The organism is Actinoallomurus sp. CA-142502 (genome assembly GCF_050936355.1).
In the GTDB taxonomy this organism is placed as follows: Bacteria; Actinomycetota; Actinomycetes; order Streptosporangiales; family Streptosporangiaceae; genus Actinoallomurus; species Actinoallomurus iriomotensis.
On sequence record NZ_JBNJMY010000001.1, the window covers coordinates 9,020,585 to 9,033,528 of the forward strand.

14 protein-coding genes and 1 tRNA gene are annotated in these 12,944 nt (G+C 67.9%); 6 read left to right on the forward strand and 9 right to left on the reverse strand.

What is annotated here, in order from left to right; genetic code table 11:
• Window positions 1-759, forward strand: coding sequence for an SDR family oxidoreductase (locus tag ACQEV1_RS42035; protein ID WP_433402183.1), 759 nt, complete (start codon window positions 1-3; stop codon window positions 757-759).
• A 12-nt stretch (window positions 760-771) separates the two neighbouring features.
• On the opposite strand, the gene ACQEV1_RS42040 is transcribed toward ACQEV1_RS42035, so the two are convergent.
• The 3 genes from ACQEV1_RS42040 to ACQEV1_RS42050 are packed head-to-tail and all read right to left on the reverse strand — an operon-like array spanning window position 772 to window position 3,311.
• Window positions 772-1,527: an SDR family NAD(P)-dependent oxidoreductase gene (locus ACQEV1_RS42040; protein WP_433402185.1), complete on the reverse strand. Its 756-nt coding sequence runs from the start codon at window positions 1,525-1,527 to the stop codon at window positions 772-774.
• Between the two features lie 44 nt (window positions 1,528-1,571).
• Window positions 1,572-2,567 (reverse strand): sigma-70 family RNA polymerase sigma factor, encoded by a 996-nt coding sequence (locus ACQEV1_RS42045; protein WP_433402187.1) that lies wholly within the window; start codon window positions 2,565-2,567, stop codon window positions 1,572-1,574.
• Between the two features lie 3 nt (window positions 2,568-2,570).
• Window positions 2,571-3,311, reverse strand: coding sequence for an SDR family oxidoreductase (locus ACQEV1_RS42050; protein ID WP_433402189.1), 741 nt, complete (start codon window positions 3,309-3,311; stop codon window positions 2,571-2,573).
• A 193-nt stretch (window positions 3,312-3,504) separates the two neighbouring features.
• Between ACQEV1_RS42050 and ACQEV1_RS42055 the strand changes: the two genes are divergently transcribed.
• The 4 genes from ACQEV1_RS42055 to ACQEV1_RS42070 all read left to right on the forward strand — a co-directional run bounded on the left by ACQEV1_RS42055 (window position 3,505) and on the right by ACQEV1_RS42070 (window position 7,494).
• Window positions 3,505-4,530 (forward strand): sigma-70 family RNA polymerase sigma factor, encoded by a 1,026-nt coding sequence (locus ACQEV1_RS42055; protein ID WP_433402191.1) that lies wholly within the window; start codon window positions 3,505-3,507, stop codon window positions 4,528-4,530.
• A complete protein-coding gene (locus ACQEV1_RS42060; RefSeq protein ID WP_433402193.1) occupies window positions 4,527-5,111 on the forward strand; it encodes a TIGR03086 family metal-binding protein in 585 nt (194 codons plus the stop codon). The genes ACQEV1_RS42055 and ACQEV1_RS42060 overlap by 4 nt, the downstream gene beginning before the upstream one ends.
• An 81-nt stretch (window positions 5,112-5,192) precedes the next feature.
• Window positions 5,193-5,266: transfer RNA gene (locus ACQEV1_RS42065), tRNA-Met, on the forward strand.
• A 728-nt stretch (window positions 5,267-5,994) separates the two neighbouring features.
• The gene (locus ACQEV1_RS42070) at window positions 5,995-7,494 is read left to right on the forward strand and encodes an acyl-CoA dehydrogenase family protein (RefSeq protein ID WP_285630455.1); all 1,500 of its coding nucleotides are present in this window, start codon (window positions 5,995-5,997) and stop codon (window positions 7,492-7,494) included.
• A 24-nt stretch (window positions 7,495-7,518) separates the two neighbouring features.
• Here ACQEV1_RS42070 and ACQEV1_RS42075 read toward each other — a convergent pair whose 3' ends face one another.
• The 6 genes from ACQEV1_RS42075 to ACQEV1_RS42100 all read right to left on the reverse strand — a co-directional run bounded on the left by ACQEV1_RS42075 (window position 7,519) and on the right by ACQEV1_RS42100 (window position 12,326).
• Window positions 7,519-8,094 carry a GAF domain-containing protein gene (locus tag ACQEV1_RS42075; RefSeq protein ID WP_433402196.1) on the reverse strand — a complete coding sequence of 192 codons (576 nt, stop codon included), beginning with the start codon at window positions 8,092-8,094 and terminating at the stop codon, window positions 7,519-7,521.
• A gap of 31 nt (window positions 8,095-8,125) precedes the next feature.
• A complete protein-coding gene (locus ACQEV1_RS42080; protein WP_285630451.1) occupies window positions 8,126-8,707 on the reverse strand; it encodes a GTP-binding protein in 582 nt (193 codons plus the stop codon).
• Entirely contained in the window at window positions 8,688-9,056 is a 369-nt protein-coding gene (locus tag ACQEV1_RS42085; protein WP_433402198.1) for a DUF742 domain-containing protein, read from the reverse strand. The genes ACQEV1_RS42080 and ACQEV1_RS42085 overlap by 20 nt, the downstream gene beginning before the upstream one ends.
• Before the next feature lie 2 nt (window positions 9,057-9,058).
• The gene (locus tag ACQEV1_RS42090) at window positions 9,059-9,490 is read right to left on the reverse strand and encodes a roadblock/LC7 domain-containing protein (protein ID WP_285573650.1); all 432 of its coding nucleotides are present in this window, start codon (window positions 9,488-9,490) and stop codon (window positions 9,059-9,061) included.
• A 31-nt stretch (window positions 9,491-9,521) separates the two neighbouring features.
• Window positions 9,522-11,108, reverse strand: coding sequence for a sensor histidine kinase (locus ACQEV1_RS42095; RefSeq protein WP_433402200.1), 1,587 nt, complete (start codon window positions 11,106-11,108; stop codon window positions 9,522-9,524).
• Between the two features lie 498 nt (window positions 11,109-11,606).
• A complete protein-coding gene (locus tag ACQEV1_RS42100) occupies window positions 11,607-12,326 on the reverse strand; it encodes a L,D-transpeptidase family protein (protein WP_285630445.1) in 720 nt (239 codons plus the stop codon).
• Window positions 12,327-12,653: 327 nt separating this feature from the next.
• Between ACQEV1_RS42100 and ACQEV1_RS42105 the strand changes: the two genes are divergently transcribed.
• The gene (locus ACQEV1_RS42105) at window positions 12,654-12,926 is read left to right on the forward strand and encodes a hypothetical protein (protein ID WP_433402202.1); all 273 of its coding nucleotides are present in this window, start codon (window positions 12,654-12,656) and stop codon (window positions 12,924-12,926) included.
• Window positions 12,927-12,944 lie beyond the last annotated feature (18 nt).

A 12,944-nucleotide genomic window follows, 5' to 3' on the forward strand; every position in this document is an offset into this window, starting at 1 on the left:
ATGTCCTCCACCATTTTGGTCACCGGCGGCACCGGGCTTCTCGGTTCGCAGGTGGTTCCGCTCCTTCGGCAGGCCGGGCACAGGGTCCGGGTGCTGAGCCGGCACGATCGGGAACCGGGCGACGGCGTGGAGTACGTGGCCGTCGACCTGCTGACCGGGGCCGGCCTCGACGAGGCGCTCGACGGGGTACGGACCGTGCTGCACCTCGCCGGAGGGCCCAAGGGCGACGATGTCGGCACCCGGAACCTGGTCCAGGCCGCCGAGCGTGCGGGCACGGTGGAACACCTGGTGCTCATCTCGGTCATCGGCGCGGACACCGTGCCGATCGGCTACTTCGCCCGCAAGGCGGAGGCGGAGCGCATCGTGGTCGCCTCCGGCATCCCGTACACGCTCCTGCGCGCCGCGCAGTTCCACGATCTCGCGCTGAAGACCGTACGGGCCATGGCGAAGGCGCCGATCCTGCTGGCGCCCGGTGGGGTGCGCTGGCAGCCGGTCTCCACCCGTGAGGTGGCGGTCCGGCTGGCGGAACTGACCCTGGGCGACCCCGCAGGCCGCGTCCCCGACCTGGCCGGACCGCGCGTCTACACCTTGGAGGAACTCCAGCGCACCTACCTGGCCGCCGTGGGCAAGCACCGGATCCGGCTCCCGATCCACGTCCCGGGCAAGGTCGGCAGGGCCTACCGGTCGGGGGCCAACCTCACCGAGGACGCCCCCACCGGCAACGGCACCTGGGAACAGTTCCTGACCGCCAACGCGTGACGTGCGACCCGGTCAGGACGGATCCCGTCCGACGCCACGGCCTTGATCGGCGACTACCATTCCGGCGATCTCCGCGTACTGACGCTCGAGCGCCTTCGCCGCGCCTCCGCGCCAGCTCTCGGCCATGGTCGCAGCCATCGGATCGGGGAAGATGTCCTCCTCCTCCCTCTCCACCCCGTCGAGGATTCCGCGGGCGACGGACTCCGGAGCCGACTTCGGTATGTCGGCGTCCCGGCTCATATCGGTGTCCACAGGGCCGGTGAGGACGGCATGAACACGCACGCCCTGCCCGGCCAGGAGGGCACGCAGCGACTGGGTCAGGTTGAACAGAGCCGCCTTGGAGATCGAATATGCCGGAATGACCGGGAACGGGGCGAAGGCGTTGACCGACAGGTTGTTGACGATCACTCCCCCAGAACGCGTGAGCAACGGCAGGAAGGCCCGGGTCACGTCGTAGGTCCCGAAAAGGTTGACGGCGAGGTGCCGCTCGAGGACGTGACGGTCGCTCAAGTCGTCGTAAAGCGCGATGCCGGCATTGTTGATGAGGATGTCGAGAGACTCGACCGCATCGACGGCCAGCTGGATCTGGCCCCTGTCGGTCACGTCCAGAGCCACCGGCGTGACCCGCCCATCCGGATGGTCCACAGGAGTACGCGTACCGAGGTACACCCGGCTCGCGCCCCTCCTCAGGGCCTCCTCGACCAACGCCTGCCCGATACCGCGGTTACCGCCGGTAACGAGAACTGCCTTGTCGGCGATTGTCGCCATGATGACGATCTCCTTTTCCCATGCAGGGGTGTAAGCCGCCCGGTCTATTTCGCGAGTTCGGGGGCGAGCCCGAAGATCGGTACGAGGTCCGGGTTCATGAACGCGGTGATGCGGCTGATCCGGGTCCCGACCAGAGTCAGCACCTGGATGCCGTACGCCTCGTACCCGCCGTCGTTAGTGCGTTCGTAGATGACGAAGGCGGGCTGGCCGTTGGCGCTGGTAGGCACCAGCCGCCACAGGTCCCTGCTCAGGACCCGGTTCGCCAGGAATCCCAGGACGGCGGACCGGCCGGTGAACCACGTCGGGATCGGCGGCATCTCCAGCTCGACGTCGGCGCGCAGCAGGGCCACCAGGGCGTCGGGGTCGGCGCGGGTGAACGCGGCGACATAGTCGTCGAGGAGGGCCCGCCGGACCGCCTCGTCCGGCTCGGCCAGGTCGTCCTGCACCGGTCCGGCCTCGGCCAGGCGAGACCGGGCGCGGCGAAGCGCGCTGTCCACGGCCGAGGTCGTCGTGTCCAGCATCTCGGCGACCTCGGCCGAACGGAACGCCAGCACGTCGCGCAGCGTCAGGACGGCCCGCTGCCGGGCCGGGAGGAGCTGGAGCGCGGCGATGAACGCGAGCCGCACTCCCGTACGGTCGGCCACGATCGCCGCCGGGTCGCCGGCGGCGAACAGCGCGTCCGGTGCCGGCTGCAGCCACGCCACCGACGGCTCGCTTTCGGCGACGGCCACCCGGTGATCGTCCGAGGGTGCGCCGAGCCCCGACGGAAGGGGCCGCCGGGCGCGCCTCTCCAGCGCCGTCAGGCATGCCATCGTGGCGATCTTGTACAGCCACCGGCGGACCGAGGAGCGGCCCTCGAACCGCCCGAACCCGCGCCACGCACGCACGTACGTCTCCTGCACCAGGTCCTCGGCGTCATGGATCGAGCCCAGGATCCGATAGCAGTGCGCGAGCAGTTCCGGCCGGAACGGCTCCACCAGGGCGGCGAACTCGGCGTCCGTCGGCATCGCGGATTCTCCCGTGGGTACGGTGCTGTTCACGGCTCAGCCGAGCGGGCGCAGCCCGGCGCCGGCGACCAGGTAGGCCGGAGCGCCGTCGCGGTCGCCGGCGAGATCCACGACCGCCTTGGCGACCTGCTCCGGGGTGAGGATCGGCTGCAGGCCGCCGATGAAGGTGTCCTGGTCGACGCCTTGCCGGGCAGCGTAGTCGGCGATCCCCTCCGCCCCGAGGCCGGTCGCGGGCGTGAGCTGCGGAAGCAGCGCGACGAAGCGGATGCCGAGGCCCGCCCTGTTCGACTCCTCGGCGGCGTAGTCGCTGATGTACCGGATCGCGGCCTTGGCGCCGGCGTACCCCCCGCTGAGCGGGGACCCGGCCACGACCGCCCCACTGGACATCGCGACGACCACGCTGCCGGGCGCCAGCGGCTCTACCAGCGCCGCCCGGGTCCAGGCGAAGACGTGCCGGGTGTCGACGTGCCAGTTACGGCTGAAGGTCTCCCAGGTCTGCTCGTGCACAGGCGCCATGTGCGGCCTGGCCCCGGCGTTGAGGACGAGCAGGCCGGGACGGTATTCGCGGATCACGCTATGCGCGAGCGCCTCGTCGGTGGCGTCGGCCACGACCGGGGTGAAGCCTCCCCCGAGTTCCTCACTTACGGTACGGAGTTCCCGCTCGTCACGGGCGATGCCGACGACACCGGTGCCCGCGGCGACGAGCGCGGCGGCGATCGCCCGCCCGAAGCCACGGCCGGCCCCGGTCACGACGGCCGTTGGGAAGGAATCGGACATCAGACGCTCCGAGAGTCGAGTCGAGTGCGGTCGGTATCTAGACCAGCCGCCGCCGAAGAATCCGTCTCCGCGATCCGAGCCAGAGAGGTGATGTAGGTCACAAGGGCGGGTTCGACCTCGACCGATTCCTTTCGGCGACTCGCCGAGTCGATAGGTGCGAGGGGAACTTCGATGATGACCGAAGGGGCGAAGCATGGCAGAGACCCGCACCGGGGAGGTGACGCGGATGAGCCGCACCGACGTCAATGCGGACGGCGACGTCTTCGCCCGGCTGACCCACTCGTACCGGCCGGAGCTCCTGGCCTACTGCTACCGCATGCTCGGTTCGGCCCACGACGCCGAGGACCTCGTCCAGGAGACCTACCTGCGCGCGTGGCGCTCGTACGAGGCGTTCGAAGGCCGGGCGTCACTGCGCACCTGGCTCTACCGGATCGCCACCAACGTCTGCCTCACCGCGCTTGAGCATCGCAAGCGCCGGCCGCTGCCCTCGGGCCTCGGCGGTCCCGCCGACGACCCCGAAGGCCCGCTGGCACCACCGCCGGAAGTGGCCTGGCTCCAGCCCATCCCCGACCGTCTGGTCCACGCCGACTCCGGCGATCCCGCCGCCATCGTCGCCGCGCGGGCGACTCTGCGGCTCGCCCTGATCGCCGCCCTGCAGTACCTCCCCCCGCGCCAACGCGCCGTCCTCATCCTGCGTGACGTACTGGCGCTGCGCGCGGCGGAGGTCGCCGAGTTGCTCGACATCTCCGTCCCCGCGGTCAAGAGCATCCTGCAGCGCGCTCGCGCCCAACTCGGCCAGGTGGCGCCCTCCGAGGACGAGACCACCGAGGCCTCCGGCGCGCGGCAGCGTGAACTGCTGGACCGCTACGCCGCGGCCTTCGAGAACGCCGACGTCGAAGCCCTGATGGGGCTGCTGACCGAGGACGCCGTACTGGAGATGCCGCCCACCCCGACCTGGTTCGCCGGCCGCGAGTCCATCGGCCGTTTCCTCAGGTCCAGGGTTCTCACGGTTCCCGGCGCCTTCCGGACGATCGCGACCACGGCCAACGGGCAGCCCGCGCTCGCCTTGTACCAGCGCGGCCCGGACGGCGTCCATCACGCACATGCGGTGATGGTCCTCTCGATCTCCGCCGCCGGGATCACGCGCATTGTCAGGTTCCACGAGCCGGGCCTGTTCGAACTCTTCGACTTCCCCCGGACACTCGGGTCGACGCCATGACGACTCCGGCAGACGGAGCCGCGATGCTGGAGCGCGCGATCGGCTATGCCCTCGGCGCCGTCCAAGGCGTATCGCCGGAACAGCACTCGAACCCCACACCCTGTACGGCCTGGAACCTACGGACGCTGCTCGACCACCTCAACGACTCACTCGACGTGCTCCAGCAGATCATCGATACCCGGCACCTCGATGGCAGCGCCGTTCCGGCCCCCCACGACGACCGGCCGATGACCGACCCCGTGGCGCACTTTCGGCGCCGGGCGACCCACCTGCTGGGATCGTGGTCCGCCTCCGCCTGCCGGGACCACGTCACCGAAATCGCGTGCCTCCCGGTGCCGAACGAGATCGTGGCCTGTACCGGAGCGCTCGAGATCGCCGTACACGGTTGGGACGTCTCCCGGGCGTGCGGACATCACCGGCCGATCCCGGCCGCCCTGGCCACCGACATGCTGCGAGTCGCACCGATCCTGGTCACCGAGGTCACCCGCCGGCCGCTGTTCGCCGCCCCGGCCCCGGTGCCGCGGCGGGCCGATCCCGGCGACCGGCTGCTCGCCTTCCTGGGCCGCAGACCAGATGCCTGAACCGGGCGATCGCCCGGCGGGCGGCGGCTTTCGTCGTTATCGGTTCGCCTTCGCCGCCGCTTCTGCCCTATGATCATCAACAGCGCGATGGAGCAGTTCGGTAGCTCGCTGGGCTCATAACCCAGAGGTCGCTGGTTCAAATCCGGCTCGCGCCACTCATCGCCTGGCCCCCGCTCATCCGCGGGGGCCAGCGCCGTTCGGCCAGATCCACGGATCCCAAAAGGCGCCAGGTCGCATGACGCAGGCGTCAATCACCCCTGAGCACCTCGTCGATGTCCGCGACCGCCTGCGAGTCGACGCCGTACCCGAGTGTCGCGTCACGGTGCCGGACGTAGGCCGTGACCGATGGCCACATCCGGACCTCGACTCTCTGCCGTACCTCTGACAACAATGGTCAACAACCTCTGACTGTCTGGAGCGCTCACCCCTTCTTCCCTGGTCGGCTTACGAACGCGCAGCCCAGAACCGGCTACCTCAGATCGGAAACGCCGTCGCCGCGGTAGTGCCGTTGACTGTTCCCGCCCCCGTCGATAGCGGCGTACGCCCACATGAGGCGTACGGTCCGTGCTGATCCCGGACCGCGGGGAACCCGCGTTAGGCGAGCTCACGCGGGGGGAACTAAGATCCACTGGTTGTCCAGCCCCCTAGACGCCCGGGATGGCCGTGAGCCTCGACGGATGATTACAGCCTGCCTCAGGTGTCTTGCGTTTAGTGATCTCTGTGCTCACGATGATTCCGTAGGCCGCCGTCCAGGTAACAGCACATTCGACAGGAGGTTTCGTGTGACCGGCAGTCTCGCCATTGGACAGACATTAGAGCGTTCATAGTCGTCGGGACCTGACCACTTCCCCTTTTTAGACCCCGACTTATGAGAGCGGACACCATGACCAAGGCTCTTCTGTCTCTGTCGACCGACGACTTCATCGCTGGCGTCGAAGCTGTCGCGTCCAAGTTCGACTCCGCAACCTACCCACAGCAGAACCTCCCCGCCGACGACTGGGCGCTCCTGGTGGGAAGCGGCGTACTCCTGCCGGCCCTGCCCAAGGAGTACGGGGGCCGCGACAGCCACATTGACATGTGCCGGGTCTCCGAGGTCGTGTCGGAGCAGAACCTGGCGCTCGGCGTACATGTGACGGTCAATACCGTCCTCGGGCTGCGGCCCATCGCGATGTGGGCCGGCGAGGAGGCCAAACAGGAAATGCTCCCGCTGTTCGCCGGCAGCGATCCGCTGATGGCCGGATTCGCCGCCACCGAACCGGGCTGCGGCTCGGCCATGTCCGGCATGACCACCACGTTCGAGGAGACCGACGGAGGTTACCGGATCCGCGGCCGCAAGCACTGGCAGGCCCTCAGCTACTCCGCGCACTGGTGGCTGGTCAGCGCGAAGAACGAGGACCATGGTCGCCGCGAGTACGGCTTTTTCCTCGTCAAGCGCAGCGAGGGATTCCGTACCGTGCAGCGCTACGAGCCGTTGGGCCTGAAGGTCGTCGATTACGGAGTCAACGAGATCGACGTGGTCGTCCCCCGGCATCGGCGGATCAGTGCCGATGGACGGAACCTGAGTGCCATGGTGGAGATACTCATGGCCTCGCGAGCGATGATGGCGGCGATGGGGTGTGGCTTCCTCCGCCGCATCAGCCGCGAAGCGCACGCGTACGCGGATGGCCGCCTGATCGGGCGGGCACCGCTGTCGGCGATCCGGTTCGCCCGCTACCGGCTCGCGATGATCGACGGCTCCTACACCATCGCCGAGGCGCTCAACCACTATCTGCGGACGGTGCTGGACCTCAAGGCCGACATGACCCCTGCGTTCCCCGCCGTACAGGCCATCAAGACCGTCGTCACCGAGCGGATGGTCAGCGCGGCGAACCATTACCAGCAACTGGCCGGCGGCGAGGGGTACCGGTGCGGCTCACCCACCAACATCGCCGGTCAGGCCTTCCTCGATTCGAGGGTCTTCACCATCTTCGACGGTAACAACGACCTGCTCAGCCAACAGCTCACCGAGTACTGCCTGGCCCGGCTGGAGGGCCGCTCCCTCAGCGGCTTCCTGGCCGATTGGCCGCTCACGGCGCCCGCCGTCAGGACGCTGCGGCTGGACCTGAGATTCCTCGACCAGGAACTCGGACAGGAACACATGGTCCTGGCCGGCCGCGCCATCGCCTACCTGTTCGCGATCGCCCAGGTTCTCAAGTGGGCCGCCGAGACCAACGCCGACTCGGGCAGGGTCCTGCCCGCCATCGAGTTCCTCAAGACCGACATCGTCGGAGTCACCACGGAGTTCCGCCTGCTGGCAACAGGCATACTCGACGCCGACGACGGAGTCCCGGCGCAGTCGACCGGCGTGCTTTCTCAGTCCATCCCTCTCCACGCCAGGGCGTGACGGGACGGGCGGAGTACGAAGGCTCTAGCCCGGCAGGCCATCGAGACGGTCGATCAACTGGATCAGGTCGGCGGCCTTCTCCTTGATGAGGTTGAGTCCGGGACGACCCCACGGGCGCGGCTCGCTGTCGACGAAACAGACCGTGCCGAGAGCCGTGCCCGTGTGGTCGATCAACGGAGCTCCGACATAGGTCCGGATGCCCAGCCCGTCAACGATCGCGTTGCCGGCGAATCGCGGGTAGTCGCAGACATCGTCCAGGACGAGGGCCTTGCGCCGGACGACGACATGCGGGCAGAAGCCGAGGTCGAGGGGGGCTTCCCGGTTCTGTAGCAGGGCGTTGGCGGGAGAGGCACCCGGCGGGGTGTAAAGACCTCCGAGAAACTGATGGTCCGTGACGAAGTTCACCATCGCGAAGGGAGTGTGATCGGCTCCTGAGAGCGCCTGGGCGGCTTCGGCGAGCTCGCGGGCGAACGCATCCAACTCGCGGTCCGGCGCCTGGCCCAGGCCCAGTGCTCGCAGTCGCGCCATGCGTCGGGGCACCTCGGGGTCATCGGGCGTCAGCAGGTGACCGGGGGACTCGAACATCTGGTCGTTCGTCACAGAGGCCTCCATGTGAGGGGCTACAGGTGTATCAGGCGGACTGGGCGGGCACAGCGGCGAGGAGATGGCGGATCAGGGACCGGAGCGTCGATGTCGCGGAACGGGTGTCCCGAGCGTCGCACATCACGATCGGCACACGGGGGTCGAGTTCGAGAGCGGCTCGCACCTCTTCTGGTTCGTAGTGGAACGCGCCGTCGAACTCGTTGACGGCGACCAGGAATTCGATGCCCCGGTTCTCGAAGAAGTCCACGGCCTCGAAACAGGCCTGCAGGCGACGGGTGTCGGCCAGCACGATGGCGCCCAGCGCCCCGGCGGACAGCTCGTCCCACATGAACCAGAAGCGCTCCTGCCCCGGGGTGCCGAAAAGGTAGAGCACGATTTCGTGTTGCTCGATGGTGATACGGCCGAAGTCGAGGGCCACCGTGGTGGTGGACTTGTCCTCTATCCCGCTGAGACTGTCGACACCGACGCTGGCCGCGGTGATGAGTTCTTCCGTGTTCAGCGGCTCGATCTCGCTCGCCGCGCCGACGAATGTCGTCTTTCCGACGCCGAAGCCACCCGCGATCAGAATCTTGACCTGGGTGGGGAACAAATCAGATTCCTTGTAGGCCATCGAGCAGCTTCTCCAATAGAACTCGGTCGGTGGCGCCGGAAGTAGTACTCGGGGCCCGCATCGCCATGGCCTCGCACTCCACCAGGTCCGCAAGAAGGATCTTGGTGACCGCTACCGGAAGGCGCATGTGCGCCGCCACCTCGGCGACGGAGATCGGGTTGCGGCACAGTCCGAGCACCTTGTGGTGTTCGGGATCCATGCCTCTCGGGGGCTGAGCGATCGCGATCACCAATGACACCAGATCCAGCTTCACGGTGGGATGAGTGCGGCCCGCGCTCACCGTGTACGGGCGAATGAGAGGGCCGGCCTCCTCGTCGAGCCATACCTCGTCGTCACCGGCTACCGTCATTCTCACCTGTTCCAGTCGTCAGACGCGGTGGCCGGCGGCCGGGCCGCGGTGTCCAGGAAGGGCCGGACGGCTTTGATCAACCGGGCCATCTCGAAGCCGACGACGGCAGGGTCGGCCTCGCCCGTCGCCAGCACCGCGAGCACCGAGTTGAAGCCCGCCCACGTGAGGTACAGCTGGCTGGACTTCAGTTCGGCGACGACCTGACGCACCTCGTTGTTGCCGTCGAACTTGGCGCCGGCGCTCCGCGCCATGGAGAACAGACCCGAGGCGAGTGCCGCGAGATGTTCTGAACTCGCGCGATCCATGCCGTGGGCGGCTTTCATCATTCCGTCGGAAGACAGCAGCACACTGCCGCGAATGACGGGGACCTCGTCCGCCAGGCCCTTCAGCAGCCAGGCAAGATCCTGCGCCTGGTTCGGCGAGACGGCGTTCAATGGACGCTCCTTCTAGGTAGGTGACGTTGCATCAGGCACCGCCACCGGTTCTGTCCGTCGTGTCTTCTTCCTGACCGCTGCGCATTCCGTTCTGGAACGCCGCCATCAGGCCCGGGTTGTAGCCGGTGTCCGCGTCGTCATCCTCGTCGTCCTTGGATGCGGGAGTGTTGAGGAGCTCAGGTGCCAGGTTCGACTGAGCGCGACGTCTCGGCAGTTCCGGGCGCTGCCCCTCGGCCCTCGGCGGGGAGACGTCGGTGCGCCTGTCCGTCTGCCGGGCGGGCGCGGCAGCGCCCTGAGTCTGTCGTGTCCCCGAGGGAACGCCTGTACGGGCACGGGGGCCGGCGGAGCCGCTGGGTACCGGACTTCCTTCGACAAGGCCGGAGACAGGTGTCGAGGACGAGGGTACGCCCGTGGCGCCGGCCGACAGGGCCGGTACGGCTTCGGCGGGCTCCGGCGCCGGTTCCAGCCGCCGGGTGCTCGCCTCCTGCTGTTCCGAACCGATCAACTCATTCGGTATCACGACGACGGCCTGGGCGCCGCCGTAGAGGTTGGTCTGCAACCTGACGACGACGTTGTGCCGGCGTGAGAGAGCCGACACCACGAGCAGTCCGATGCGGCCGTCCTTCACATATTCGTCGACGTCGACGTGTTGAAGGTTGGAGAGCAGGCCGTTCAGCCGATGCTGGGTCTCGCGCGGTATGCCGAGGCCGCGGTCGTCGATCTCGATGGCCAGGCCGGCGGTCACGGATTCGGCGCGCAGCAGCACCTGCGTGTGCGGAGGTGAGAACTTGGTGGCGTTCTCCACGAGCTCGGCCAGCAGATGGATCACATCCGCGACCGCGCTCCCCTCCAGTGTTCCCTCGACCGGTGGCACCACCTTGACCCGGCTGTAGTGCTCGACCTCGGCGATGGCCGAGCGCAGGACCTCGTACACGGTCACGGGCCTACTCCACTGACGCCGCGAGGCGGCCCCGCCGATCACGGCGAGGCTCTCGGCCTGACGGCGCATGCGCGTGCTGAGGTGATCGACCCTGAACAGGCCCTTGAGCAGATCCGGATCCTCGACCTGGTTCTCGAGCTCGTCGAGTCCCTGGATCGCGCGGTGGGACAGCGACTGCATTCGCCGGGCGAGGTTGACGAAGACCTCGACCCTCTGCACGGAAGCGCCGGTGTTCCGCTGGTTCGCCGCCGCGCCGATCAGCGCGTTCCAGGCTTCGATCTGAGCCTTCTGCAGCTCACGCGCGAGGTACGCGAAGGGATCGCCGTTCGCGTCGGGCCAGGAGTCGACGTTGCGTGGTGAGACGGCCTCGCCGGCCGCGATCCGCTCCGTCAGGCCCTGGAGGTCCTGACGACCGCGGGCGATCAGGGATCCCAGCTCGCCGAGTCGCCGCTGCATCGCCTCCGTCCCGGCGGGTGGATGGCCGGTCGCCCGGCGCTCCCGGCGGGTCGCGGTGTCCGCCCCGAAGACCGCGGCGCCCATGACCACCACCGCCACCGCGGCGATGACGACCAGTACGAGGCGAGACTTCGGCGACGAGGATCCCGCCGCGAACAGGTCGATCACGGCGGCCACCCCCAGCAGCGCCATGGCGGCCGCCGGGAGGATGGAAATGCACATGTGCCGCGCGTGAAAGCTGGTCGGACGACGTCTCCCGCGACGCGATGGCCTGCCATGGCGTCCAGCCTCTTGGCGTTCGGAGACAACGGCAGGCTGGGCGAACTCAGACATCGGCGTCCTTGGGGCGGGGGGGACCGGTCGAACAACAGGGGTCACAATACTGAGTGATTCGGACCTACATCGGAACACTCCGCGGTTGGGTCAATCCGGCTCCTCAGACACGACGGAGACCGACGGGTACCCACGGATGACCTCGGTAAACGCAGCGAAACTGTCAGTCTTCGGGGAACCCTACCCTTACAGCTCGGGAATCCAGAGGGTCGCTGACCTGCGATTACCTTATTAATCCAGGCCGCGCGCGCCCCGCTGTGATGACGGCCGCACTGCGATCTCCAGCGACGGGCGCCTTCCCCTGTGTATCCTCCGCCGACCCCCTGGTCAGCTCGATCGTCGACAGAGCCCGGTCCAGCGGGGGGAACCGTACTTCATCGGTCCATGTCAGCCGCGGACGTAGACTCGCGTGCCGATCGGCAGTAGCGCCGCCACGATGTTCGAGGTGTGCATCGGCACCCGCACGCAGCCGTGCGAGGCGGGGTGCAGCGGCACCTCGGGCTCGCCGTGAATGGCGTAGCCGCCACGGAAGTAGTTGGCCTTGTACAGCTTGCCGAGCGGCGAGGTCTCCCAGCCTGCGGCCTTCCGGTAGACCGAGAAGTCGCCACGGGGCGTATGCGCGACGCTCCAGTGCCCCTGGGAGTAGTAACGCTTCTCGGAGCCGCTCGAGATGTGGCTGGTCAGCACGAGACGACCGCTCTTGTAGATGTAGAGCAGCTGGTGCTTGATGTCGACCTCGGCCCGGTTCTTGGCTCCCTTGGGGACGAGAGGCGCAGGCGTGCGCGGATGGGCGAGCGCGGCCTTCGTCTGGCTACCGACCCTCGATGCCGGGCTGATGTGGTTCACCTTCTGGAACGCCCACACGGCGACACTCGTGTTGTTGCCCCAGATGCCGTCGATCGTCCCGGGGTCGTAGTGCATCGCCTTCAGACGCTCCTGCAATTGCTTCACCGCTGGTCCGCGGTCGCCGAACTGCATCGTCGGAATGGCGGCTGCCTGGAGAGACGCCCTGGCAGGAGACGCCGTCGCCGGAGCGGCCAGCGCCGGCACGAGGACGGACGCCGACATCGCCGCGAGAGCGACGGTCCTGCGAAGACTGACCTGCATATCCGCTCCTAAGACCCAGCAGGTGACACAAGCGACTTGTTTCTACCACAGAGTCCGTGAGTACGACGCTTTGTCAACAGCCAATAGGGGTTCTACAGATATCGCGTGACATGGCGCCCCCGATACGCTATTCAGCCGAAACCAACTCACCTCGGAGCGTTCACCTTGCGGAAGCTCGCCCTCGTCGTAGTGGCCGGTCTTGGAATGGCTGGGTGTGGCGGCGGAGGTACCCATCACGCCACGGCCTCGACGTCGGCGAACGGCCGGCCAGGGTCCGTCGACGGGCCGTTGCCGTCCGGCTCGCCGGTCGGTGACAGCGCCGCCGGCATGTGCTCGACCATCTCCTACCGGGTCACCTCCGCCGGGGTCGAGATCACCGCGAAGGTGGCGAAGACTCCGGCGACCATCAACTTCGAGGCGGATGACAAGGACGATAATCCGGTCACCGGAGATCCGGATACCTCGGGAACGACCTACACGTTCAAGGGGAACGACACGCGACACCTCCTGGTGATCAAAGGTGTGCGGTCGCTCGACCATCTGACGGTCATCGCCTTGAACACCTCGAATGACGACTCCTGCCGGGCCGGCCGCCGGTAGCCGTACTCGCTGAGCGGC